Origin of the sequence: Intestinibacillus sp. Marseille-P6563 (genome assembly GCF_900604335.1) — a bacterium.
Lineage (GTDB): Bacteria > Bacillota > Clostridia > Oscillospirales > Butyricicoccaceae > Butyricicoccus_B.
The window spans coordinates 387,747-411,458 of the sequence record NZ_UWOD01000002.1 but is presented as its reverse complement, the minus strand read 5'-3'; the positions used below and the strand labels follow the sequence as shown (position 1 = coordinate 411,458).

At 48.7% G+C, this 23,712-nt stretch carries 23 protein-coding genes; 5 read left to right on the top strand and 18 right to left on the bottom strand.

The window, feature by feature from the left end; genetic code table 11:
* The first annotated feature begins 7 nt into the window (after positions 1 to 7).
* From EFB11_RS10170 to EFB11_RS10150, 5 genes are all read left to right on the top strand, one after another.
* The gene (locus EFB11_RS10170; protein WP_122790125.1) at positions 8 to 814 is read left to right on the top strand and encodes a Cof-type HAD-IIB family hydrolase; all 807 of its coding nucleotides are present in this window, start codon (positions 8 to 10) and stop codon (positions 812 to 814) included.
* A gap of 17 nt (positions 815 to 831) precedes the next feature.
* Complete coding sequence (locus EFB11_RS10165) at positions 832 to 1,713, top strand: PHP domain-containing protein (RefSeq protein WP_122790124.1); 882 nt, start codon at positions 832 to 834, stop codon at positions 1,711 to 1,713.
* A gap of 101 nt (positions 1,714 to 1,814) precedes the next feature.
* Positions 1,815 to 2,273 carry a low molecular weight protein-tyrosine-phosphatase gene (locus tag EFB11_RS10160; RefSeq protein WP_122790123.1) on the top strand — a complete coding sequence of 153 codons (459 nt, stop codon included), beginning with the start codon at positions 1,815 to 1,817 and terminating at the stop codon, positions 2,271 to 2,273.
* Between the two features lie 215 nt (positions 2,274 to 2,488).
* Positions 2,489 to 3,685 carry an iron-containing alcohol dehydrogenase gene (locus tag EFB11_RS10155; RefSeq protein WP_122790122.1) on the top strand — a complete coding sequence of 399 codons (1,197 nt, stop codon included), beginning with the start codon at positions 2,489 to 2,491 and terminating at the stop codon, positions 3,683 to 3,685.
* A complete protein-coding gene (locus EFB11_RS10150) occupies positions 3,682 to 5,064 on the top strand; it encodes an MFS transporter (RefSeq protein WP_122790121.1) in 1,383 nt (460 codons plus the stop codon). The genes EFB11_RS10155 and EFB11_RS10150 overlap by 4 nt, the downstream gene beginning before the upstream one ends.
* Positions 5,065 to 5,113: 49 nt before the next feature.
* On the opposite strand, the gene EFB11_RS10145 is transcribed toward EFB11_RS10150, so the two are convergent.
* From EFB11_RS10145 to EFB11_RS10060, 18 genes are all read right to left on the bottom strand, one after another.
* Positions 5,114 to 6,661 carry a glycosyltransferase family 2 protein gene (locus EFB11_RS10145; protein WP_164706717.1) on the bottom strand — a complete coding sequence of 516 codons (1,548 nt, stop codon included), beginning with the start codon at positions 6,659 to 6,661 and terminating at the stop codon, positions 5,114 to 5,116.
* Between the two features lie 2 nt (positions 6,662 to 6,663).
* Complete coding sequence (locus tag EFB11_RS10140) at positions 6,664 to 7,491, bottom strand: radical SAM protein (RefSeq protein ID WP_122790119.1); 828 nt, start codon at positions 7,489 to 7,491, stop codon at positions 6,664 to 6,666.
* Positions 7,478 to 8,305, bottom strand: coding sequence for a radical SAM protein (locus EFB11_RS10135; RefSeq protein ID WP_164706716.1), 828 nt, complete (start codon positions 8,303 to 8,305; stop codon positions 7,478 to 7,480). Before EFB11_RS10135 ends, EFB11_RS10140 begins: the two co-directional genes overlap by 14 nt.
* 25 nt (positions 8,306 to 8,330) lie before the next feature.
* Positions 8,331 to 9,137, bottom strand: coding sequence for a radical SAM protein (locus EFB11_RS10130; protein ID WP_122790117.1), 807 nt, complete (start codon positions 9,135 to 9,137; stop codon positions 8,331 to 8,333).
* Positions 9,130 to 10,260, bottom strand: a complete 1,131-nt coding sequence (locus EFB11_RS10125; RefSeq protein ID WP_122790116.1) for a Coenzyme F420 hydrogenase/dehydrogenase, beta subunit C-terminal domain — start codon at positions 10,258 to 10,260, stop codon at positions 9,130 to 9,132. Before EFB11_RS10125 ends, EFB11_RS10130 begins: the two co-directional genes overlap by 8 nt.
* Positions 10,251 to 10,856, bottom strand: a complete 606-nt coding sequence (locus EFB11_RS17180; RefSeq protein WP_122790115.1) for an acyltransferase — start codon at positions 10,854 to 10,856, stop codon at positions 10,251 to 10,253. The genes EFB11_RS10125 and EFB11_RS17180 overlap by 10 nt, the downstream gene beginning before the upstream one ends.
* The gene (locus tag EFB11_RS10115) at positions 10,853 to 11,962 is read right to left on the bottom strand and encodes a polysaccharide pyruvyl transferase family protein (protein WP_243115210.1); all 1,110 of its coding nucleotides are present in this window, start codon (positions 11,960 to 11,962) and stop codon (positions 10,853 to 10,855) included. The genes EFB11_RS17180 and EFB11_RS10115 overlap by 4 nt, the downstream gene beginning before the upstream one ends.
* The gene (locus EFB11_RS10110; RefSeq protein WP_122790113.1) at positions 11,955 to 12,875 is read right to left on the bottom strand and encodes a glycosyltransferase family 2 protein; all 921 of its coding nucleotides are present in this window, start codon (positions 12,873 to 12,875) and stop codon (positions 11,955 to 11,957) included. The genes EFB11_RS10115 and EFB11_RS10110 overlap by 8 nt, the downstream gene beginning before the upstream one ends.
* Positions 12,854 to 13,639: a glucose-1-phosphate cytidylyltransferase gene (rfbF, locus tag EFB11_RS10105; RefSeq protein WP_122790112.1), complete on the bottom strand. Its 786-nt coding sequence runs from the start codon at positions 13,637 to 13,639 to the stop codon at positions 12,854 to 12,856. The genes EFB11_RS10110 and rfbF overlap by 22 nt, the downstream gene beginning before the upstream one ends.
* A 21-nt stretch (positions 13,640 to 13,660) precedes the next feature.
* Entirely contained in the window at positions 13,661 to 15,802 is a 2,142-nt protein-coding gene (locus tag EFB11_RS10100) for a glycosyltransferase (protein ID WP_164706715.1), read from the bottom strand.
* 134 nt (positions 15,803 to 15,936) lie between these two features.
* On the bottom strand, positions 15,937 to 17,115 hold the full coding sequence (locus EFB11_RS10095; protein WP_122790110.1) for a flagellin N-terminal helical domain-containing protein: 1,179 nt from the start codon (positions 17,113 to 17,115) through the stop codon (positions 15,937 to 15,939).
* Between the two features lie 373 nt (positions 17,116 to 17,488).
* Positions 17,489 to 18,649: an RNA-guided endonuclease InsQ/TnpB family protein gene (locus tag EFB11_RS10090; protein WP_122790109.1), complete on the bottom strand. Its 1,161-nt coding sequence runs from the start codon at positions 18,647 to 18,649 to the stop codon at positions 17,489 to 17,491.
* Positions 18,603 to 19,049, bottom strand: coding sequence for a carbon storage regulator (locus tag EFB11_RS10085; protein WP_122790108.1), 447 nt, complete (start codon positions 19,047 to 19,049; stop codon positions 18,603 to 18,605). Before EFB11_RS10085 ends, EFB11_RS10090 begins: the two co-directional genes overlap by 47 nt.
* A 286-nt stretch (positions 19,050 to 19,335) precedes the next feature.
* A complete protein-coding gene (locus EFB11_RS10080) occupies positions 19,336 to 19,959 on the bottom strand; it encodes a recombinase family protein (protein ID WP_122790107.1) in 624 nt (207 codons plus the stop codon).
* A gap of 198 nt (positions 19,960 to 20,157) precedes the next feature.
* Positions 20,158 to 21,090 (bottom strand): DUF3137 domain-containing protein, encoded by a 933-nt coding sequence (locus EFB11_RS10075; RefSeq protein ID WP_122790106.1) that lies wholly within the window; start codon positions 21,088 to 21,090, stop codon positions 20,158 to 20,160.
* Positions 21,091 to 21,105: 15 nt separating this feature from the next.
* A complete protein-coding gene (locus EFB11_RS10070) occupies positions 21,106 to 21,879 on the bottom strand; it encodes a LemA family protein (RefSeq protein WP_122790105.1) in 774 nt (257 codons plus the stop codon).
* Between the two features lie 181 nt (positions 21,880 to 22,060).
* Positions 22,061 to 22,960, bottom strand: a complete 900-nt coding sequence (locus tag EFB11_RS10065) for an AraC family transcriptional regulator (RefSeq protein ID WP_122790104.1) — start codon at positions 22,958 to 22,960, stop codon at positions 22,061 to 22,063.
* Positions 22,961 to 23,071: 111 nt separating this feature from the next.
* Positions 23,072 to 23,521 (bottom strand): hypothetical protein, encoded by a 450-nt coding sequence (locus EFB11_RS10060; protein WP_122790103.1) that lies wholly within the window; start codon positions 23,519 to 23,521, stop codon positions 23,072 to 23,074.
* Positions 23,522 to 23,712 lie beyond the last annotated feature (191 nt).

Genomic DNA, 23,712 nt, shown 5'->3' with positions numbered 1-23,712 from the left:
CCGTTTTATGAAATATCGTTTGCTGGCGCTCGATTTGGACGGCACGCTGCTCAATTCGAAAAAGGAAATTACCCCCGAGACCCGCAAGGCGCTGGCCTGGGTCAAGGAGCGCGGCATCTATGTGGTGCTGTCCACCGGGCGCATTGTCGGTGAAGCCGCGGAATTTGCGCGCGAGATCGTTTGCGACGACCATATGGTCACCGCGGGCGGCGCAGCCATTGCCACGGCATCCGACGAGCGGATTTTGGAAAGCTGGGCCATGCCCTGCGAGGTGGGGGCGCAAGCCGTTGCCGCCGTGCAGGATTTGCCCGTGCGCGTGATGATCTATGTGGGCGATAAAATCTTTATCAACCCGTTTTCCGACCGGGATTTCGTAGTCAATTACCGGGTCGAGGGATTCCACGCCAACAAGGTCGTGTTGGAGGACATCGCCGGAGCCATCCGGCAGCGCAACTTGGATGTTACCAAGGTCTATGCCATCGGCGCGCAGGAAGACCTCGAGAAGGCACTGCAAACCATTCGGTTGCTGCCGCATGTAACGATCACCAATTCGGGCGCCGATAATTTTGAGGTCATGCCCGAAGGAGTGGACAAGGGCATGGCACTGGTTCGGCTGGGGCAGATGCTGGGCGTTGCCCCGGAGGAAATGGTCGCCATCGGCGACAGCGACAACGACGCTGCCATGCTGCGCGCGGTCGGGATGCCGGTCGCGATGGGCAATGCCGATCCGGCACTCAAAGCGCTCGCCCAGTATGTCACCGCGGACTGCGATCACGATGGCGTCGCCCAAGCAGTATATCATCTTTTCACCTGAGGAACAGGAGGCCGGCAATGGCACAAACCGATTTACACATGCACTCTTCGGCCAGTCTGGATGAGGAGATTTCCCCGCGAGGCTTGGCCGAACGATGCCGGCAAAATGGAATGACCCTGGCAGCGCTCACCGACCACAATTCGGTCGAGGGCGTGGCCGAATTTATGTGGCGCGGCGCCCAGCTTGGCGTGCGGACGATTCCCGGTATTGAGCTCGACTGCATGGAGCATGGACACAATCTGCACATTCTGGGGTATGGCTTGGATATTGCGGACCAGACGCTTAAACAGGCGCTGCATGAAATCCGTGCTTTGCAGACACAGGCCGGCGTGCGGCTGATGGACGCCGTAGAAGCCTTGGGGATTCGGTTTGAGCGGGAGCAGGTGCTCGAACAGGCCAAAGGCGGCATCGTATCCGCCGAAGGGATTGCCGCGTCGGCTTTGCAGCTGGCCGAAAATCAGCAGCATCCGCTGCTGCGTCCCTTGCTTCCTGGCGGTGAACTGTCTGACCGGCCACTGGTGAACTTCTATTGGTCGGTGTGTGCGCCCGGCAAACCGGCCTATCAGCCGGTGGATTTCCCGTCGGCGGGACAGGTGATCGACTGGATTCATGCAGCTGGCGGTATTGCGGTTTTGGCACATCCGGGCGCGAGTTTGAAAAATGGCACGGATGTGGATGCAGTGCTGACGCTTCCATTGGATGGTGTGGAAGTGTTCACCAGATATCACAATGCCGCACAGACGGCATTTTATCTGGAAAAAACGCAGCAAAAGGGATTGCTGGTCACAGGCGGCAGCGATTTTCATGGAAGGATCAAGCCGGATCTCGAAGTGGGCGACATCGATTTTTCGGGCATGGAATCCAAGGCGCGGGAGATGCTGTTGGCTGCGCTGGACTGACATGGCAAATCTATGCGGAGAGCCAAACTTGTGCTATGATAAGGAGTGCAAGTCTGGCTCTCTTTGCTTTTGGGGGAGAGCGTATGAGGAGTGATAGAACGATGATAAAAATCCTTTTCGTGTGCCACGGCAATATTTGCAGGAGCCCAATGGCCGAGTTTGTCATGAAAGATATGGTAAAAAAAGCAGGGTTGGAAGATGACTTCGACATCGAATCGGCTGCGGTGAGTGTTGAGGAACTTGGCAACCCCGTGTATCCGCCGGCTCGTAAGCTGATGGAACGGCATGGGCTTTCTTGCGCTGGCAAGGTGGCGCGTCAGATGAACAAACAAGACTATGATGCATTTGATTTGCTCATTGGCATGGATGCATCGAACTTGCGTGGCATGCGTCGTATCTGCGGTGAAGATGTTTCAGAGAAGATACATCTGCTGCTCGATTATACTGACCGTCCGGGCAATGTTGCAGATCCATGGTATACGCGCGATTTCGAAGCGACTTGGCAGGATGTGCAAGAGGGCTGCGCAGGGCTATTAAAATATCTGGGTCAGAAGGCATAAGCGGAATACAAAAGAACAAACAAAAAATATCCCCAAAGAACGGATCGAAAAGACCGGGCTTTGGGGATATTTTTTCTGCAAATAAAAATTCATTGAAATTTCACAATTTTTTGGAAAATGGATTGACATATTTGTGCATTAAATGTATACTTACATCGATATATAATTATATTATATATAATTGTATACAATATTATAGTTGGGAGGTTCTCTCTATGCAAACTTTTACGTTTCAATTTCCAACACAACTTCATATCGGTGAAGGAATACGCCGACAACTTGGCCAAATTGCAGCTCCCTATGGAAAAAAGGCATTTATTGCTTTGGATCCTTTCCTCAAGGGAACCCAAACAGAGAAAGAGTTGATTGAAGATCTGTCCCAATATGGAATTTCGACGGTGGTTTTTTCCGATATCGTGCCCAATCCACGGCATACTTCCATCGATGAAGGGGCAGAACAATGTCGGCAAGAAGGCTGCGAGCTGGTCATTGCCATTGGTGGCGGCAGTGCGATTGATACCGCCAAGGCAATTGCATTAACCGCAAAATGGGGTGGAAAGTGTTGGGATTATACCGAACGGCAAGGAGAGAATGTACGACGTCCGCAAGGCCCGGGATTGCCGCTGATTGCCATTCCGACCACGGCTGGCACCGGAACCGAAGCCACACAATTTGCGGTGATCAACAATCCGGAGCAGGTACGAAAATGTACGATTATTACGCCGTACTTATATCACAAGATTGCAATGATCGATCCGGAGCTCATGCAGACCATTCCGCCACAGTTAACAGCTCTGACCGGTATCGATACCTTTGCCCATGCCTTTGAAGCCTATATCTGCAAAGGGCATAATAGTTTTTCGGATGCCTTGGCGCTCCACGCGATGGAACTCTTTGCGAGAAGTATTCGACAGGCCGTACACAACGGTAGGGATTTAGGGGCTCGCAGTCAAATGGCGCTTTCTTGCACTTTGGCTGGCGCTGCGTTCTCCAATGCAGGTGTCTGCTTGCCGCATGCTATGGGACAACCCCTGAGTGCCTTTACCGATGCACCGCATGGGGGCACCCTGGCAGCTTGCATTCCGCAAGTGATTGCATGGACCATTCCATATGCAGAGGACCGCTTCGCAAAAGTGGCAGAAATTCTGAATGGTCCGATGGTGTCCCATATGACAACCTCCGAAAAAGCCGCAGCTCTTCCGGAAATTTTGGCAAGCCTTTATCAAGACCTCGATGTGCATGTTTCTTTTTCCGGTTACGGCTTGCAGGAAAAAGATGTGGATGCTTTTGTCGACCTGTGTTTCACGGCTTATAAACAAGATATGGATGCGCATCCCAAGCCGGTCACCCGAGACGATGTATATGCATTGGTGCACCAGTGCATGGCAGATGGGGAAGGAGGAGCCAAATGAACCCGAATGATCGCCTGGCTACGGACGTAAAACTTTCGTTTTTTCAGAAAATTGAATATGCAGTCGATGACTTAGGCTATAACCTGATTTACTTTTGGGTCAGTTCCTATTTGCTGATCTTTTATACGGATGTATTTGGCATCAGTGCTTTTGCGGTCACCACGTTAATGCTAGTGGTCCGTATCTTTGATGATATCAACGATCCCATTATCGGCGCAATGGCAGATCGAACCAAGCAGCGCACAGGTACTTATAAAAAATGGATTCAATGGGGCAGCTTTTTGCTGGGATTATCCACCATTCTCCTGTTCTGGGCGCACCCAAGTTGGCCCAATGCACTGAAACTCGTCTATGTATATGCGACCTATTGTATCGTCGTCTGTTCGTCGACGGCGACAAACATGCCCTACGGCGTGGTCATGGGCGCCATTACAACCGATTCCCACGAACGTTCCAAACTTTCCCGGCTGCGTTTTGCCTGCGTTTTTCTGGGGAATATGGGCGTTATTGCTGTCGCTCCCATGGTACTCGAATGGTTCGAAAGCCGCTCGGGCAGCGCGCAAGTTTCTTATTTAGGTGCTGTGGCACTCTTCTGTGTGATTGCGGTTCCGCTGCTCTGGATTACAGCATTCCGGTGCCGCGAAGTGGTAAAAATTCCGGAATCGCAGCCCAAAGTGACGATGGCACAACGGGTACGCAGTTTCCGGAGCCGTCCGATTTTCATCATTATTTTGGCATTTTTGTTCCATGGATTCGTATATTACGGGCGTGCGGCAATCTATCCGTATTATTTCCGCTATTTCTGTGGAAACTCGGCCATGAGTGTACAGTTTGGTGTGGTCATGGGTGTTGCAAACGTTGTCGGTACATTGATTGCACCGTCCATCCATCGTTGGCTGCGGCATAAAGGACGCGCAATGATGTTGGAAGTTCTGCTCTTTGCGATTCCAACGGTGGCGGTTTTCTGGTTCCCGCCAACCACGCATTTTGCTACGTTTTATGTGCTTAATTTCCTCAGCGGTGTGGGCATGGGCGCTTATATGACCATGTTGTACTCCATGACGCCTGACGCAATCGATTACAGCTATTATGAATCTGGTGTCAGTGCTTCTGGCTTCCTGTATGCGTTTACTTCCTTTATGTGCAAAGTCGGCGGTGCACTGGCTCCGGCCGTGATTTCGATTACCAACGATGCTTTGGGATATGTGCCCAATGCAGTGCAGAATGCAAGTGTTTTAAGTGGCATCAATAGTATGATGTCTTTGGTTCCCGGTTTGGTAGCGCTGATTTATGCTTTGCTGATGATTGCGTATCCGGTCAGTGATGCGCGTTATAATGTAATCAAGCATGAGCTATCCAAACGAGACAGCATTTGTTAATTCCTTAATCCTGTAAATTAGAAAAAGGCGGAGCTTCCTCCGCCTTTTTCTATATGTCCGTATCCAGTGCTTGTCGAAGCGACAATACGCTCTCATCTTCCTGGAGCCCCATTTCTTCCAACTCCGTGATAAGCGTTTTACACGATTTAAAACGATGTTGGGTGAAGTAAAACCACGCCAATTGGATTTTGCCAAAAATAAATGCATTTTCTTGTCCAAGCTTGGCAGACAGGTTGATAAAAAGCTGATAAAAGGTTTCCTGAGAATGTTGGATGGCCCCATTTTGTACGAGGTCTATCATCTTTTCGAGCGCCTCTTTGTAACGCTCTTGCCATACATGCCAATAGATCGCGGGATAATAGCAAGGAAACTGGATATCTTCCATCCATACAAGCATTGGTTTATGGATAGCCAATTTGGAGAGGATTTGCAAGGATAAATCATCGGAAGCATAGAGGGATATCTTCAGTAACTGTTCGGCCAAAGTATCCAGATCATCCAGGAGGAAAGGATCTTGCAGTGCCTTATTTAGAAGCAGTGGCAGCGCTTTCCGTGTTGCTGCGATACTGCATTTGGGACAAAGCCCTTGCACGATAGCTTTAAAATTTTCATTTTCTGTATCGGATGAGAGTTGGAGCACTGTATTGCATGCACAGATCAGAAGAAAACGCCGGCTGTTTGCTATGGCTGGATCCTTCCAACGATATGCTGATACGGTCAGAGGATGCGTAGCAATATGTCGGTATTCGAGCAGTTTTTCTACTGGAGCAAGGGACGAATTTGCTATGACGTTGAGGGTATCTTGGATCGCATTGGCATAAACGATCGTGATAAATTTTCGATTTTTTGATGAAACAGGTCCATAGGACGAGAGAAAATCTACCGCATGATGATAGAGAGTGATATCGGAATCAAAACGAGCGGGATCATAAAGATAAGAAGATGAATTTTTTCGGATCGTATAGTGGTGTAAAATCTGGTTTGTCACTCCCATCCGGGAAGCGGCGCGAAGCCAGAGAAAAGCACAATATGTATCTCCGCCATATTTTATTTGGATATCATCGTAGTGATAACGCTGAAAGATGCAAGTTCGGACAAGTTTACCCCAAATGGTACGATAAAAGGCATGATAATAGGGATAGCTTTCTGCGAACTGTGCGGATGGAAGGATGAGTTTATTCGGAAGATTTCTCTTTCCGAGCAGCTTGCCATCTTCATCCACAAAGTAAGAACCCGTAGCTGCGATATCCAGCTCATTTTCACATACAAAAGTCAGCATGCTTTCCAGAAAATCGGATTCAAACCAATCATCAGAATCGATATTGGTAATGTACTCACCGGTTGCTGTATTTGCAGCAAATTTGACAGCACGATAACCGATTTTATTGTCCTCAAATCGGGTCAGATGAATACGGGGATCTAGATCGCGGTATTCCTCCAAAATATGCTTTGTGTCATCTGTGGAGCCATTGTCAATGATGAGAAACTCAAAATTTTCATAGCTTTGGTGCAGTACACTTTCGATACAGCGGCGCAACATGACAGCGGGAGTATTATAGATCTGTGAAAATACCGTGATTTTCATATTTTTATTCATGATCATGGTTTCTCCGATGTGTCGTTTGCCAAAGGTTTTTCAAGTTGCTCTGCTGGTACATAGCGTGGCCGATCCATACAAAAGCCGTTACAGTAATGACAACTTTCAAAGCTGTCCCGCTCAAAAAAACTTTGCAAGATCTTCTGCTTATCCCGAATGGTCAGTTTGTCATCGGTCAGATCCAAATAATCATGATTAGTTTTCAAGACACCAAGTTCATTCAATCGTCGGCCAACTGCACAGATGTAGATGCGGCCATCTGCAATGATACAGCGTTGAAAATGTTGCGAAAAAATGCAGGAAGCATAGACAGCTGCGTCATCAGCAGGAGTTCGGTGTTTATCCGCTAGATCGGTCATATCCAGCCATCCAGAATAATAGGCATCTTTACCAAAATATTTTCGGGTCTCATAGAAAATACCGTGAGATGCAAATGCACTTTCGGCTTGCGAAACTTGAGTGGATAATTGCGGGCCATAGTTATCAATAATGACTTTTACGTTACCAAATGCTTGCATAGCGTCCAAAAGTACTGCTTTTGGTACAAGTGTTCCGTTTGTAATCAATTCTAACAAGCCGATACGATTCCGGTACTTTTGCAAATAAGTGATTAAAATCTCAAGTTGTGGATGCATAAGCGGCTCTCCGCCACTGAGAGTCAATTTTTGGACTTTGTCTACGACTTCAAAATAGAGATCTAAGTAGTCGGCCAGTTGCTCAAATGACCATTCAGGGGCTGGAACATAAAGTGGAGAATAATTGCCACACAGCTTACATTTTAAAGTGCATCTGTGGGTAATTAGGAGTTCTGTTCGGTCAAGAGTTAGCATAAACTTTTCCTCCTAGTTGCTCAGCAGGGGTATAGCGAGGAGAATCTGGACAAAAGCCATCGCAATAGGCACAAGCCGAAAAATACGAACGCTGGTGAAACGATGCGATTTGCGTTCGCACGTTCTCAAGGTCATAGTCCTCTGCGAGGAAATCAATGTATTCGGATGGGACATCTGGAATGAGTCCATCCGTTACACATTTTTTGTACACACCACAAATATAAGCTTTTCCTCCAAATATAGCCAAGCAATGAAACGGTCCAGGATAGGCGCATTTTGCATAGACTTCCGCGGTTTCTTTGGGCGAGCGGTTTTTCATACCGATACGGGTCAGATCGACCCAGCCTCCACAATGTGCGTCCGACCCATGATATGTTCTATGACGGTAGGCGACCCCATGCTGTTCAAATGCAGCGATGGCATCCGAAACTTTTTTGGATAACTGCGGGCCATAATCATCAATTAAAACATTTGTTTTGTTGGATTTTGCGAGCACATCGATCAATGATTGGGAGGGTGCCAGCGAACCGTTTGTAAGGATTTCCAACATACCGATCCGATCCTGGTACTGCAACAAATAATCCATCAGTTCTGGCAATTGTGGATGGGTGAAAGGTTCGCCTCCATTGATTGTAAATTTTTCTACCGTATCCACAGCCATAAAATATCGGTCAACCGTCTGTTGCAGCATTTCCAGAGAGTAATGCTCCGGATGCTTATAATAGGGGACACTCACTGCGCACAGTTTGCATTTTAAATTACAACGCATGGTTATAACCAAGGTCGTATTGGTCAGATGAAGAGCTTTCTGCATCGCTTTTTCTCCTTTAAAACATATTTCAGGGAAGCTGTTCGGCCGGGGCATAGCGTGGTCCGTCTACACAAAAACCATTGCATCGCGCGCACAGGGTTTGATACTGTTTGTTTCGCAATTCCAAAAGCTGTGCCCGTAGCGCCTCCTGGGAAAGCGATTCATCAAGCATGTCAACATGTTCGTTATCATTTTCCTGCAACTGCGGCAGCAGTTTGTGGTTGACATAGCACATAAAAGCCAAACCATCGATGATGAAAAAGTGATGGGAAAATGTTGTCGAGTATTGGCATTTTTGAAACAGTGCAGCATTTTCTTCCGGTGTGCGATGCTTGTCTGTAAAATCAGAGATATCCAGCCACCCGCCGAGATGGGGATTTTCACTATGATAATCGCGTATACGATAAGCAATGCCATACCGATCGAATGCCGCAGCCAGTGCATGAACTTTGGGAGAAAGGATATCACCATAATGATCGATCATGACATCTACTTTATCCATATGACTGAGTTGCTGCAAAATGGCATCCTGCGGCACAATTGTTCCGTTTGTGATGATTTCAAATTTTTGAACTTGCGGCAGATGTTTTGTCAAGCCCTTTAGGATTTCCAGAAGCTGTGGGTGCAATAATGGCTCACCGCCGCTCAGTGTCAGCAGATTGACACTCTCATGTGACCCCATGCAGGCGAAGAAACGGTCTGCGGCCTGAAGCATTTTGGTCGAGGAGAAATGGCTGGGATGCGGATGGGTGGATGCATAAGTAGCGCACAATTTACACTTGAGGGTGCAATGCGTTGTAAGTAAAATTGTTAAATTATATAAAGTTTCATTCATTCCTTTTGTCCTTTCTCAAAGGGTTATTTTTGACCTTTTGCATGATTTCATGAAAGGGGACACCCTGTTGCACCTGCTGCCAGAAATAAGCCGACTCCGCCGAAGGTGATACACAGCCTTCCAGACATGCATTGGAGGAAAGAGCGTCCGAAATGTTTTTTTCTTCCCGCACAATGCCGGATAAACCGGAAAATGCCTGCTGTCCCTTTTTCGTATGGACCAATACGATCGAAACCCCAAGATCGGGACCACTTTGGGATGACATACCCCAAAAATCGCCCAATGTGAGGTCGGTCGGACGACCAATTCCCTTGAAGCTGCATTGTGTGCAGCTGGGCCGTAAATACAGGTTTAAGTTTTTTCGGATAAAGCCATACATAAAATCATCGGTATAACGATCTCCAAAATAGGTCTGTCCATTTTCGAAATCGATCCTTGTCCCGAATTGCGTCCATCCGTTTTTCTTGTTCTTGAACCAAACACGAGCAATCTTACTACAATATTGTTCTTCCAAGCCGTGAAGGTAGGCTAAATAAGCGACAGGTGCATTAACACCCCGGCAAATAAAATCACATAGCAGCAGCTGCCTGTACTCTTTACGCAGGCCACGCTGAAGCGCTGCACATTGACAAGGTGTGCCAACGAAAAGCACCTGCCGGCCTTCCTGCAATTTTTCTTCTACTTCAAGATAAATCGAACCGCTGCGACTTTGGGTGTATTTGGATTGCTGCAATAAGGGTAAATCGCGAATATGGTCAATCAACACATGTTCGACCAAAAAGTCGGTATCGTATCGAGCGCCCGCCACATAGCCGCCGTTGCGCAGGACATCCTGTGCCAGTTCGGAGAAAATCCCTCCAGACGTACTGACATACCGCAAGTCTTGATTGCTGGACCATGCGGCATAGACCTTGGGGGCGTTGCTTTGCGTTTGCCAGACCGATGCGGCATGCAGGACAGGACAAACATGCGTACATTTACCGCATTGGCAGCAGGTTGTTGCATGGATATATGGATAGAGAAATCCTTTTTGGTCTGCCTGCATTGCAATGCTGCCGGTTGGACAGACGGTCGCGCAGATGCCGCAGCCGGTACAGAGGGTTCGTTCTGTGATTATTTCCATTGTGCTTCCTCACAAATTACCTTCGCCGGATTGCCAACAGCGATACAGTACGGAGGGATGTCATGAGTTACGACCGCCCCAGCACCGATGACACAGCCGGTGCCCAAGGTCACGCCTTTTAAGATGATTGCGCCGAAGCCAATCCAAACATGGTCTTCAATCACAATGGGTGCATCGGAGTTTGTTTGATTTCCAGATGGGTCGATCAGCATATGCATATCGCTGTCATAGATCGCTACATTGCGTGCGATAGCGACGCCATCTCCAATGACAATATGCTTTTTGCAGGAGATCACGCTGCCCGAATTGATATAGCTGTTCCCAAGCTCTAAATGAGCGTTTGCAAAGAGTTCGATGCTGGAAGCAAAAAAAGCCTTGAATGTATGATGGACTGTTAAAACTGCTCCATCATGCAGTTTGAGATATGTTTCGGCATTGGAACCATTCCGCAGATTCCATCCAAGGAAAAAGTCCTCGTGCAATTGAAGGGTGGCAGAGGGGGAGGCATCGATACAAACGCGGCCCTGGCAATGCAGCTTCCCCGTACCATCGCTCAAACGATACGGGGGAGTCTGTGTTTTTAGAATTTCACTCATAGATATGGCATCATCTCCTGCGTGACAGCCAAAGATTGATAGGCAGGGATCTGTTCCTCCAGCTTTTTGCGCAGTGCAGAGCCAGAGGTCAGAAGATCTCGAAAAGCGGATGAAATTTTATCCGCAAAGAAAGAATCTGCACAATCCACAACATAGTCGGACATGTCTAAATCATGGGCGATTCCATGGGCTTTCGTCGAATATCCGATCGCCAAGCAAGGAACACAGCTGGAATATGCAGCAATACACGCATGGGTACGAGCTGCAATACAAAAATCTGCCTGACGGATGACATCCTTATATTGTGCGGCGCGCCAATTCCCTGGTAATTGGATTACCCGGTGAGAGGATATCGAATGCATTGCATGTAACGCTTCTAAGTCATTATCGGTCGGCATGGTCACATGCGGCAGCAATACCACATCCAAATCGGTCGTCTGCAAAATCATGCGGAGCAATGACTGCATCGCTGGCAAAACCGCAGCATTTTCGCGGCAGACAAGAGGACTCAGATTGAGAACGATATAGGGTCGTTTGGCAGAAAAGTTGGCCGGTTCAGCTGGTAAAGTAAAGGCGATATCGCAGACTTTCCGTACATTTTTCAGCCCGTATGCCGTGAGGGCTTGAAAAGTCAATCCTTCGCGGGCTAAAATCAGGTCATGCGCCTGAAGGGCGCGCAATCGATCGGCATCCAGAGTCTCAGGTGTCACAGAACAGCCCCATAAAATACTTGTGCCGCCGCGCGCTTTGACGGCATCGGAAATGAGTGCGTAGCGTTGCCAGTTTTGATAGCAGTAATTGTCACCTCCCACATGGATGGCAATGGTTTCTGATGTAATGGCATCTAGGGTGGCACGATAGACTTCGTCATTGGTGGTACCATGGACATTACGGGTGATAAATGTATCGGGCAGCAAGCCAAATTCCTGATCTTGCTCCGGGAAATGTGTGGAAAGTGCAATCTGACACGCCGGGGAGAGCTGACGAAGCAAATGGATGGTACAGCGTGTAATGGCCTCGGCGCCATGATTGTATGCACCACCATGTCCATATAGCAGATAGCGCTTACTCAATGCTGCTCCTCCTTTTTGTTGCGCTTTATACATACTGTTTCATCCATGTGCGTTCAAAGTCCAGGATTTCTGGGCAAGCCAAGAATTCGGTTCGATGTGCCTGCAATTCCCGCATCATGGCGGCGCGCTGCGTTTCGCAATCGGTGAGCCCCAGCCGTGTGATCTTTTCGATCATGGAAATCATAAATGACCATTCGAAGTATTGAAACGCTTTTGCACTTTTGGGGAATCGTTCGCTGAGCCAGACCGTTCGGGTCCGATAAGCGCATCGATACTCTTCCAAAATTTCGGGGGTTAAAAGGCGGTTGTCGGTTGTCCATGCGGAATGATTTCCCGGGTGCCGATAGAATGTATACTTGGGTAGTCCGTGATAAGCTACTTTTTGGGCATTGGCCAGGAGTTTGTACATCAGAGCAATATCGTCATATTTTCCGTCGGATGGAAAGCGGAGATGGTCCATCAATTCTCTGCGAAACAACTTCGTAGGGAAAGCTACGTTGTATTTTTTTCGCCACATCAGTTCGATGAGAGATTCTTCTGCGGACATGACTTTTTTTTCATCGAAAATGCGGTCTGCCGCCCCACAGATGGCGATATCTGCTTGCGTTTCCTCTAGGAGATGGACTAAAAAATCCAAAAAATCGGGTTCGGCCCAATCATCGTCATCGATAAAGGTCAGGTACTTACCACGGGCTGCATCCAGTGCGGTATTTCGCCCAGCCCCAATGTTGCCTCGCTGCCGGTGAATAACTCGAATTCTCGGATCATGAACAGCAGCGGCATCCGCAATCATACCGCTTTGATCGGTCGAGCCATTGTCTACGATGATGAATTCGAAATCCCGAAATGTCTGCTGCTCGATACTGCGGATGGCCCGACGGATCATGTTTTCCCGGTTATAGGTCAGCATCATTACAGAAACGGTTATACTTCCCAAATTTTCCATGGGGCGTGTCCTCCATTCCACAAGGACTCCAAATGTCCTTTATCCCGCTGGGTGTCCATACATCTCCAAAAATCGTTGTGCTTATAGATGCCCAGCTTTCCTTCTTTTGCTAACGTTTCAAAAGATGTTCGTTCCAGAACACAGTCTTCCTCTGCGCTTAGATAATCAAATAATTTGGGCTGCGCTGCCATGAATCCACCATTGATCCAACCGCCGTCTTCCTTCGCTTTTTCGCGGAAACCAATCACGGTATTGGCTTCTTCGTCCAAATCCAGCACACCAAATCGCCCGCCGGGTTGGATGCCGGTCAGTGTGACGATCTTGCCGGTGTGCTCATGCAGCTTCAACAGTGCATGTAGGTCCACATTGCTTACGCCATCTCCATAGGTGAGCAGGAACGGTTCATCCCCGATGTACTTTTGAATGCGCTTGATGCGTGCCCCTGTCTGCGTATGGAGTCCGGTATCGACCACGGTGACACGCCAGGGTTCTGCGACATTGCTATGGATCGTCATACGGTTTTCCGCAGAAAAATCAAAGGTAATATCCGAACGGTGCAGATAATAGTCCGCAAAATATTCCTTGATGATATAACCTTTATATCCGCAGCAGATGATAAAATCTTCAAATCCAAAACAGGAGTAATACTTCATAATGTGCCAAAGGATCGGCTGATCGCCAATTGCAATCATGGGCTTGGGTTTCAAGTGACTTTCCTCACTGATACGTGTACCAAGCCCGCCCGCCAGGATGACAACTTTCATCGGCAAGATGCTCCTTTCTCGTTATTGCAGCGAATCTGCCCAGACAGGAGTTTCCAAATCTTCGATCAGATACGATACTTTTTGATAGACATCACTCTGCTTTAAAGCGGTTACCGTCGAATCTTCCGGTGGATACTGCAACAGAATTGCACGAACCTGATGGGCGAGCTCCCATAAGGCGGGGGAATCTTTTTTCGTTTTCTCTGCCCGTTCGACCCGTTCCACTTCGGTCAGCAAATATCGAACCATTTCATTGAGAATCGGATACGTATGCAATATGGTGCGCAGCAAGGGAAGACTCTCAGCATAGTCTTGTTTTTTGCAGCAACTCCATAGTTCGGTGAAAAGCCAGCCGGCACGATGTGCACTGGGCAGAGCCAAAACAACATTCGGCTGCAAAACCTGCCAGTTGTAATACCAATGCAAAAAAGAAGTGCATGTATCACAATATAGATGCAGTAAACTGCGGCGGTTTTGTTCTTCCTCTCGACTGATCCAGTCCATGGAATGCAGCGCACAAATGCATAAATCATAGCGCCAGGCCCGTTCCAGAGGCAGATCATGGGAAGGGGTGTTTTGCAGCCATTTTTGTAGCTGCAAAGACAGTCCCAAGTCCTTTTGTTTAAGCAAAATATCCGATATGTGGTGCAGATGCTCCAAAGATGTGTGATAGAAGGCATCTGGGAAGGGGATACAGAATCGCATATAATCCACAATGGCCTGTGCAGGAACAAAGGACCAGTTTTCGATCTGTTCGGCGGCGGCTTGCGCATCATCCGCATCGCTCGTATCCAGTATCGTTGCGACATGTCCTAGGTCACAATCAAGCGGAGCAAACAGTGCAGCAGGACGGGCAAAGGAGCCATCCGAAGGTGCGACTAAATAAGCACGTCCATCCTGTTGAAACTTTTCCCATACATCGGGATGGGATGTACGATCCAGAGAAAGCTTTTGATAAAAGCGCAGCATCTGATCGCTGAGGTCAACTTGTGTCCAGGCAGATACGATAATGCGCAAAATTTCCGAAACGTTTTGTTCTGTAATCTGTTCTTTCAGACGATCTTCCAGTGCGTTGATGAAGGGAAGCCATTGCTCCAAATGACGATAGGACTCGATTTGCATCTTTTTGGCGGTTTCACGTCGATCGACCGAAGTCGTATATACCGCGCTGTAACATAGAGGCAAAGGATCAAACTGTTTGGTATCATACCGATGAATCCCACCCCAGTAGGCCGGCAAGGCCTGCAAAACTTTTTCATAATCTTTGTGATTATACGCATAGGCCGCGCGATACAGAGGGATATCGACTCGTGTGTAAATAGAATCCGGGAATTTGGTTTCTGCAACGCAAGCCCAAGACTCAAATTCCGGCAGATCATAATTCAGCGCAACTTGCACGGCAGCTCGAACGGCGGCAGCCTTTACATGCGTATTTTGAGCAAGCTCTTGACCGACCAACTGCATCGCCATATGCGCAAATCGGATGCCCTGTTCCTCCGTATAGCAGGATTCCAGACATTGCAGTACACGCATCAGACTATGGGGGGCTTTGGCCAACTCTGCTTCCAGGAGCGGCATATTGCGTTTTAATTTTTGTAAGCGAGCCTTTTCCGAGGGATATGCGTATCCGGTATGATGGATCAGCACCTGATCGATGACATAGCAGCTTTGGATGGTTTCAATCAGAGGCCAATATTCATGAATCGCGCCGCTATATCGTACACCGGTATCCAGACGTGCCAAACGGCAGGCCAATATATCGCCATAAGTTTCTGTGGATTGATAAGTGGTATAGTTGCGGAGATACGTCATAGCGAGCGATATCTGCCTGGGCGGCTGTTTTAAAAAGGAGATCAATCGATGTAAGTCCTGATCCAAATATTCATCTGCATCCAACGAAAGATACCATTGACCCGTACAACGGTCCATCACGGCATTGCGGGCTGCTGAAAAATCATTGGACCAAGTAAAATCAAACAAAATATCTGCATACTGTGCGGCAAGTTCACGTGTGCCATCGGTGGAGCCGGTATCGGCGATGACTACTTCACAGGGAATGGCTTCCCGTAAAGGAGTCAACGATTCCAAACACCGCTGCAAACAGTCCATTTCGTTTTTCACGATCATACCGATGGACAACAACGGGCCGTTGTGCTGTTTCATACTCATTTCTCCTTTGCTGAAAGGAATTCAAAAACTGGAAAAGGAGCCCTTTTGGGGCCCCTTTTCCAACCCTTGAATCAAAGGGCAGGGCGGGACGAACCCGCCCCCTCCTTGTATAAAGCGCCAAATATGGCTTACTGCAGAAGCTGCAGAACGCCCTGCGGCACCTGATTGGCCTGCGCCAGCATTGCCTGCGCGGACTGAATGAGAATATTGTTCTTGGTATATGCCATCATTTCATCGGCTACATCGGTGTCACGGATCGAGGATTCTGCATCCTGAATGTTTTCCTGCATCACCGACAGGTTATTGATGGTATGGTCCAGACGGTTTTGCGTTGCGCCCAGCGTACCACGAACGCTAGATACCGTATTGATCGCATTTTTAATTTTAGCGATCGCATCCTGTGCGCCGTCTTGCGTACCGATGTTGATATCTTCAATGTTGAGCGACTTTACATGCATATCCTGAATCGCAACATTGAGCTGGTTGTATTTGGCGCTGGTATCACCAATTTGCAGCGTCAGACCCTGCGAGTTACCGCCAGCAGCGGTTGCAGTAAAGCCAGTCGTGCTATAAGTGCCATCGTCCTTGGCTTCAGCAACCGTAACCGTAACGGTCATGCCTTCATAGATGTCAGCAACATCCTGGCTGGCGGTACCGGCCAGCTTGGCCTGGAATGTAATATTGCCGCCGTTCTTACCGGAAAGCGTATCGGTGCCGATGGCTTCCCAGGTTACGCCACTTGCTGCACCAGGGCCAGTAATGGAAATTTTGCCATCTGCTGAGATCGTAGCACTGAAAGCACCGTCGGCAGCAAGCTTACCGCCCGCAACTGTAATGGACTGAATACCGTTTTCAAGAGCGGTTGCCTGCGTCATTTTATAACCGCCCAGCGAACCATCCAGCAGATTGATGCCGTTAAAGTTCGAAGAGTCTGCAATACGGTCGATTTCGTCCTTCAGTTCAGCAACTTCCTTCTGCAGCTGTTCACGGTCAGTGCCGTCATAAGTGCCGTTTGCCGACTGGTTGGCCAGCTCGACCATACGGTTGAGCATGTCGTGCACTTCGGTCAGCGCGCCTTCGGCAGTCTGTACCAGCGAGATGCCGTCCTTGGCATTATCCTGCGCTTTATCCAGACCGGTGATCTGCGCGCGCATCTTTTCCGAAATCGCAAGGCCTGCTGCATCGTCGCCTGCGCGGTTGATCTTATAACCGGAAGACAGCTTTTCCAGGTTCTTGGACAGAGCCGAGGTATTGTTAGAATAGTTGCGGTAGGCGTTCATCGCCATGATGTTGTGTTGAATACGCATAATTAGGTTCCTCCTAAATCTGATTAGTGTGACGGGGCCATCCAATTTACCCCAGCACAGGTCGTGGAAGCGTCATGGAACTTCGGACATTCGGCCGAACTGCCCAAAATCATGGGACGCATGAACTCTATTTCAACCGACCCGTCGGCCGGATGAAAACAAATATAATGTTGGATTCTCGGGGACTGCCCGGCATGCCGGGCTTCGGGCGCGCTCCTGGGGATGGCGGAGGTTGCCGTCTTTTGTTCCCACTTCACATCCGAACGGAAACGCTGATCGCGTCGAAAGAAACCCGTTCTTTCGACCCAATCAACGCTTCCGCATCCTTGTGTCATGGGCAGACACCGGTGTCCCAACCGGTCCTATGACAGAGTCAGGCCGAAGCGCGCTGCCTCTGGGAAGCGGAATATTGTACAAGGCCCTGATCGCGCAGGTTTTGCGCCGCATTTTTGGCACGGTCAAGCGTTGTACCACAGATCGGGCAGGTCCACCGTTTGGCGCCTGCGGGGAGGGCCTCATTGACACTGCCGCAGTGATGGCACGTTTTCGTGGAAGGGAAATATTTTTCGACCACGATATACGGTTTGCCCAGACGTTCCAGCTTGTACTGCAAATAGCTGCGGAATCGTCCGTAACCGGCATCCATTACATGTCCCAGCTTGATGGCCTGCGACATTTTGACCAGATTGGTGTCTTTCACACACACGGCGTCCCAGGCGTTGGCTATCCGCCTGCTCTCCTTGTGTAGGAAGTCCTTTCTCTGGTTGGAAATGTGCTCGTGCAAACGTTGGATTTTATAGAGTTGCTGCTCGTAATTCCGGGAGCCGGGCTGCATGCGTGCAAGCTGCTGCTGCATATAGCGCAGCTTATCTTGCGACCGCGCCAGCCAGTGTGGGGGATCGGCGGCGTGGCCGTTGCTGTCGATATAAAAATGAGACAATGAATAATTCAGTCCCAAGGTGGTTTCGGGGGTAGGGGGGATCTGCCGGGATGGCTTTGTGGTATAAGCAAACACCAGCGAGCAATAGTACTTGCCGGACGAGGTTTTGCTGATGGTTGCTGTTTTTAAAGTCCACCAATGCAGGGGCCTGCGATGCAAGCGTGCTTTGACAAGACCCGCCTTAGGAAGCCGGATGCCGTCCTTGGTCAGATAAATGCTGGTGCCCTTTCCGGAGCGATAATATTGACAGTATGTTGTATAACTGTTTTTGCAGCGTTTTTTGGATTTAAAGGTGGGGTGTCGGTAGCGAGAAGGATTGCTAAAGAATCGCTGAAACGCTTTATGAAGATTTTGATGCACGGAAACCAAAGCATTGCTATCCGCTTCTTTCAGAAACGGAGCATCCTTCTTGTATTTTGCGGGGGTGGGGATAAAGTGTGCGTCGGTTTCGGTATAGAACCGGATTTGATCGCTCAACATCTGGTTCCAGAGGTAGCGGCAGCAGTTGAAATTTTCATCGAAAAAGGCTGCCTGTGCCGGTGTGGGATCAAGGCGCACTTTGATGGTCGTGTTCCAGGTTTTTGTTTGTGCCATCTCGTGTTGCACCTCCCTCTGTTGCCAGGATTTCGGACTGTTCTAACCGTTCCAGTTGGAGAGCGACGGCCAGCTCAATCGCGGCGCCAGCATCGGATTGATGGAGAAGGGTACGCAATTGCTGCACCGCATCTGCGCGGATGGCAGCTGCTTTTTGACGAGCCTCCAGGCGCTGCATGCGGCGGGCCTGCTGCCGCACCATCGGGCCGTTGGAAGGATCACATACGCTTTCCGGACGGGCATTGCCTTGCCGTTCCCGCACTTCGCCACGTACGATCGAAAGCTCCCTAGGAGCCTGAATCGCCAGCCGAAACTGCGAACCAGAACGCTGAAACACCTGAATCACAACATTTTCGCCGATGGTAATGTATTCTCCGGACTTGATTTGTAAGGAAAGCATAGCGACTCCTTTCGCATCGTTCCAACATGGATGAATGTTTGATAAATGACAAAAAGTGTACTTTCTGTAACAAATTTTTTAAATGATTTTTTTTTGGAAAATCGCTTAACTTTTCATCTCCACAGCCGATAAACTTTTTGAACGACAATGAAAGTGCTATCCATGGTGCTGTTACAAAAGGTACACTTTTAGAAACAAATTTTTCGCTCCGGCTGCTGGTTATGCAGCTGCGTTGCAAAATAAAAAGAGAGTGGATTTCCCTCATGTGGAAATCCACTCTCTTTTTTTATTCTACTTGGGATTGTGCCGGAGGGGCACATAACTCTTTTGCCCTGCGCAAAAAGGTCTGATAAGAAATACCCAATTTCTTCGCCGCTGCGCGGGAGGAGATCTCACCATGCTGCCAGGCATAGGCTAACTCCCGAAATCCTGGCGGCATGATGATTTGTTTTCGGCCCAGATGGGTGCCGCGCTTTCGGGCATCCCGGATGCCTTCGGCTTGCCGCTGCCGGATATATTGGCGTTCGGTTTCCGCCACATAACTGAGAAGCTGAAGCACAATATTGGTGATTAACTGTCCAGTCAGGTCATGTCCCTGCCGGGTGTCCAGCAGCGGGATATCCAGCACAACAATGGCCAGATTGCGCGTTTGGGTGAGATAGGCCCATTGCTCTAAAATTTCTGTGTAGTTTCGTCCCAGTCGGTCAATGCTTTTGATCACCAGGACATCGCCCGCTTGCATACGGTTGACCAGTTGGATGTAGTGAGGCCGCTGAAAATCTTTCCCCGATTGCTTTTCGATAACCACATTTTCTTTGGCGATTCCAAATTCCTGCATCGCAGTCAATTGTCTTGATTCGTTTTGGTCTTTGGTAGAAACTCGCACATAGCCATACATTGTTCCGTTCATGATTATCCTCCATACAAAAGCGGTTATAGGTATTATTCTACTCTGAAATTGCATGAAAGTGCGCGGTATATTCGGGCATCGGATGTATGAAATGGGTTTTGTGCCATGGTATGATGGAAGTTTCTTTGTAAAAAAAACCTCCTGTGCGGCTATATGATGCTGCACAGGAGGTTTGTATAGTTTTTAACACGGGTCCTTTTATGTAGTGCGATTCAGTTCTGTAATCAACAGGTCCCCGGCCCGGCAGAGCATTTTTACGTCCTGATCGATATCCTCTTGCTGCTGCTGGATCGGCTGATCGACGTAGGCGTCAAACATGCTGCGAGTGCGATGGATGGCGACATACATCATCGATCCGGTAAACGTGATGCAGATCTGTTCTCCGATCTCATCGGCGAATTTGGTGATCTGTTCCATCATGCGAGGCGTCAAAATATAAAATGCGTTTAGAGAATCGGCCGAATAAATCTGAAACCGGTTGTTAAACACTTCATCTTCGGTCTGGATTTTATTTTGTGCGGTCCAGCCCTTTAAATTTGAGAGAAAAGCGTTTTCAAAGATTTGCAGGTGTCCAAAACTGCGCTTGTTTTCATCAAAAGAGGAAAAGCGCATGATTTGGCCTTCGAAAATGGTGCGTACCTCACGCTTTTTGCCCGATCGGACGATGTGTTTGGTTTCGACATCGCCGTAAAGGAAGCCGATGCCCTGATAGCTGCCCGACAGAAAATCCTCGCTGTGGAAATATTTCGGATCTCCGGTGGCAACAACGGCGCTGTCACGGATTTCGTCATAGGAAAAGCGGTTGTGCGGGGAGTAAGAAAGGTTTTCGAAATATCCGCTTTGTTCGATCAGGGGAAGTACATAATGTTGTTTGAAGTACAGATTAAAGGCATCATAGGATTTTTTGACAAGCAGGAGGTAAAATATCCCACAAAATGCGAGGGCAATCGCGCCCGATACGCAGACAGCGGCAGCAATTCGTTTGAAGAGCGGATCGGCGTCGGTGCCAAATCCGTAGCGGCCGAGGAGGACTGCAAACACGACAAAGAGAAGGGCGGTGAGAATAAACATCACCCGGTAGCGCGCCTGGGCCTTTTTCTGCAATCGGTCCAATTGTGAGGCGTGATTCATATTGGCTGTCCTCGCTTAATCAAAACTTACTTGGAAGGAACGTTTGTGTTCTTCTGCTTCATAGAAGCTGGCTTCTTCCATATGGAAGAGCGACGCAACAATCGACCATGGAATGGTGCGGACGGTCTGGTTATAAAGGGAAACATTGGAGTTATACAACCGTCTGGCTGCCTGCAAATATTCCTCGGTGTTGCTGATGGAGCGCTGAAATTGGTCGATCGAGATCCAGGAATTGAGCAGGGGATATTGTTCGCACAGGGCATCGATTCCGGCTGCTATACCAGACAGACTGCGATGGGCATCTGCCAGGGTCCTGATCTTCTGATTGAACGCATTTTGGCGGAAGCCGGTCACCTGCGAAAGGTTGTTTTGTTCCTGCCGCGCGTGGTTTTGCGCGCCGTGTTTGCCCGCATTGGGACGGGAAAAGCGGCTGCGGTCGAGCTGATGGCGGATTTCTTCCATACTGCGGCTTTGCCGAGAAATCTCTGCATCGATGCTGCGGACCGCTTCAGTAGAAAGCTCCTGCTGAAGATCCAGACGGCGTTCTTCACCCGCCGTTCCGCTGCGTAGGGCAGTCACATCGGTGAGCGTATCGTACTCATGAGAAAGATATTTTTTGACTACGGCCAGCTGCTCGGAAAGCAGGTCATAACGCTTTTCCAAAGCGATATCGATGCCGGAACCAGCTTCTTCTATTTTGATTTGAAGCTGTTGTAAACGGTTATAAATGGCAATGAATATGATTCCAAGCAGGATCAAAATGGCGATTCCAATCAAGACATACGGCATTTTTTGGCTACCTCCAGGAGTCCCTTGCCGACAAAGGGCAAGGCTAGTTGTTATGTTTATTATAATTGTTTTTCGATTGGATGTATAGAAGGAACTTGATCTTTTTACGCAAAAGACCTCCTGCCGGGAATACTCGCGGCAGGAGGTTTGTTTGAAAATGATGGATGCACTTGTGGAAACGCTAATGCGTCTTTTTGTTGGCAGCACGGTATTCGGACGGGGTCATGCCATGCCGCTCTTTAAACAATTTGGTCAGGACTTTCCCAGAGGGAAGCCCCACACGTGCGGCAATCCGTTCAATGGATTCATCGGTGGTGAGCAGATAGGGCCGCGCATATTCGGTACGGATACCATTGACCGTATAAGCAAAAGATGTACCAAATAATTCATTAAACAGCCGGTTGACATGCCGTGGTGTAACGTGCATCGCATCAGCGACCATATCAATCGTCAGTTTTTCGGCATAGTTGGCATGAATGTACTTGGATGCCAGCAGGGCAATGTTTTTATAGCCCGCTGGAACATCTCCTCCGGACTTGTTAGGCGCAAATTCCCGCAAGACGTTTATAAAAAAGCGGTAAAACAGCATACCAACCATACCGCTCCAGCCGATTTGATGCTGCCGCAGTTCCTGTTCGATATCGTCCAACAAATAAGCTTGCGAGTGATTGCAATGTCCATAGACATATCGTTGTTTGTCAACATAGGATAACGCTTCGATAATCTTGTCGAACTCCATTTCGGAGGTCGCCGAAGCCGGGTCGGTTTTGGGAACAATATCAAAGATAAAGGCCAGATATGTCGCCGATTTCTGCGGATCAAATTCAATCGAATGCGAATTTCCTTTGCCGATCAGGATCACATCATCCGGCCCCAGCGTGACGGCCTGATCTTGGCAATGGCATACCACCGTGCCGCGGAGCCCATAAAAGATTTCATAAAGATTATGGGTGTGTTCAAATGTTACAATCGATGCGGGAAGCTGCTCGGCGTAATGGATGACAAAATCAAAGCAGGGGAAGAAAACCGTATCGATATTGATTTGATAAAGCGTATTGTCGTTGCTGTATTCGCGAAGCAAAAAAACGCACCTCTCTCTGAAACACGCAAAGGAATCGCAACTTAAGTGGACAAACGGCTGAAGGCGGCGCAGAAAGGAAAGCGCCGCTGCAACAAGTATGGTGGGGATACGTTATTTCTTTTTTCGGTGCTGCTCAATGGCTGCCTGCACAGTCTTTTGGTTGCAAAGGTGCTTGAGAAAAACACTGCTGCGCGCTTCCCCGGAATCCAAAAACAGGCCACGCCGGGCATGGATTTGCTGGATCTGATGATGGGTCAGATTGAATCGCTTGCCGGCCGCCAAACCAAAAGCACGGCGGTTGGTCACCAGAACACAAGAGTTTTGGATGGTGACAAGGGCGCGTGCCGCATCGGCCATCATCCAGACACAAATCAGATTGGTCGCCAACAGAAGCATCAGCGAAGACGAAAAGACCCGCCCGACAACAAACGAAATCGCGGCAATCAGAAAAAAGGGAAACAGCACCGGCAGAATGCGAAATTCTCCAATGGCTTCCAGGACTTCACCGGGTTTCAACTCCTGCTGGAACTGATCCAGCTGCGCCTGCTTCTGTTTGCTCATAAAGCCAATCACCCCATTCGTGAATTTTGGCTACATATAACACCCTCTCAGCGAAATGTCAAGTTGAGATTGCCCAAAACACCGTTGTAAAACGGACGAGATTTCGGAAAAGCATGTCCGAATAGAGGTTGCTGCGAAAATTTGTGGTCGTTAAAATAGATGAAAAGGAAAGATAAACCTTCGCTAATTTG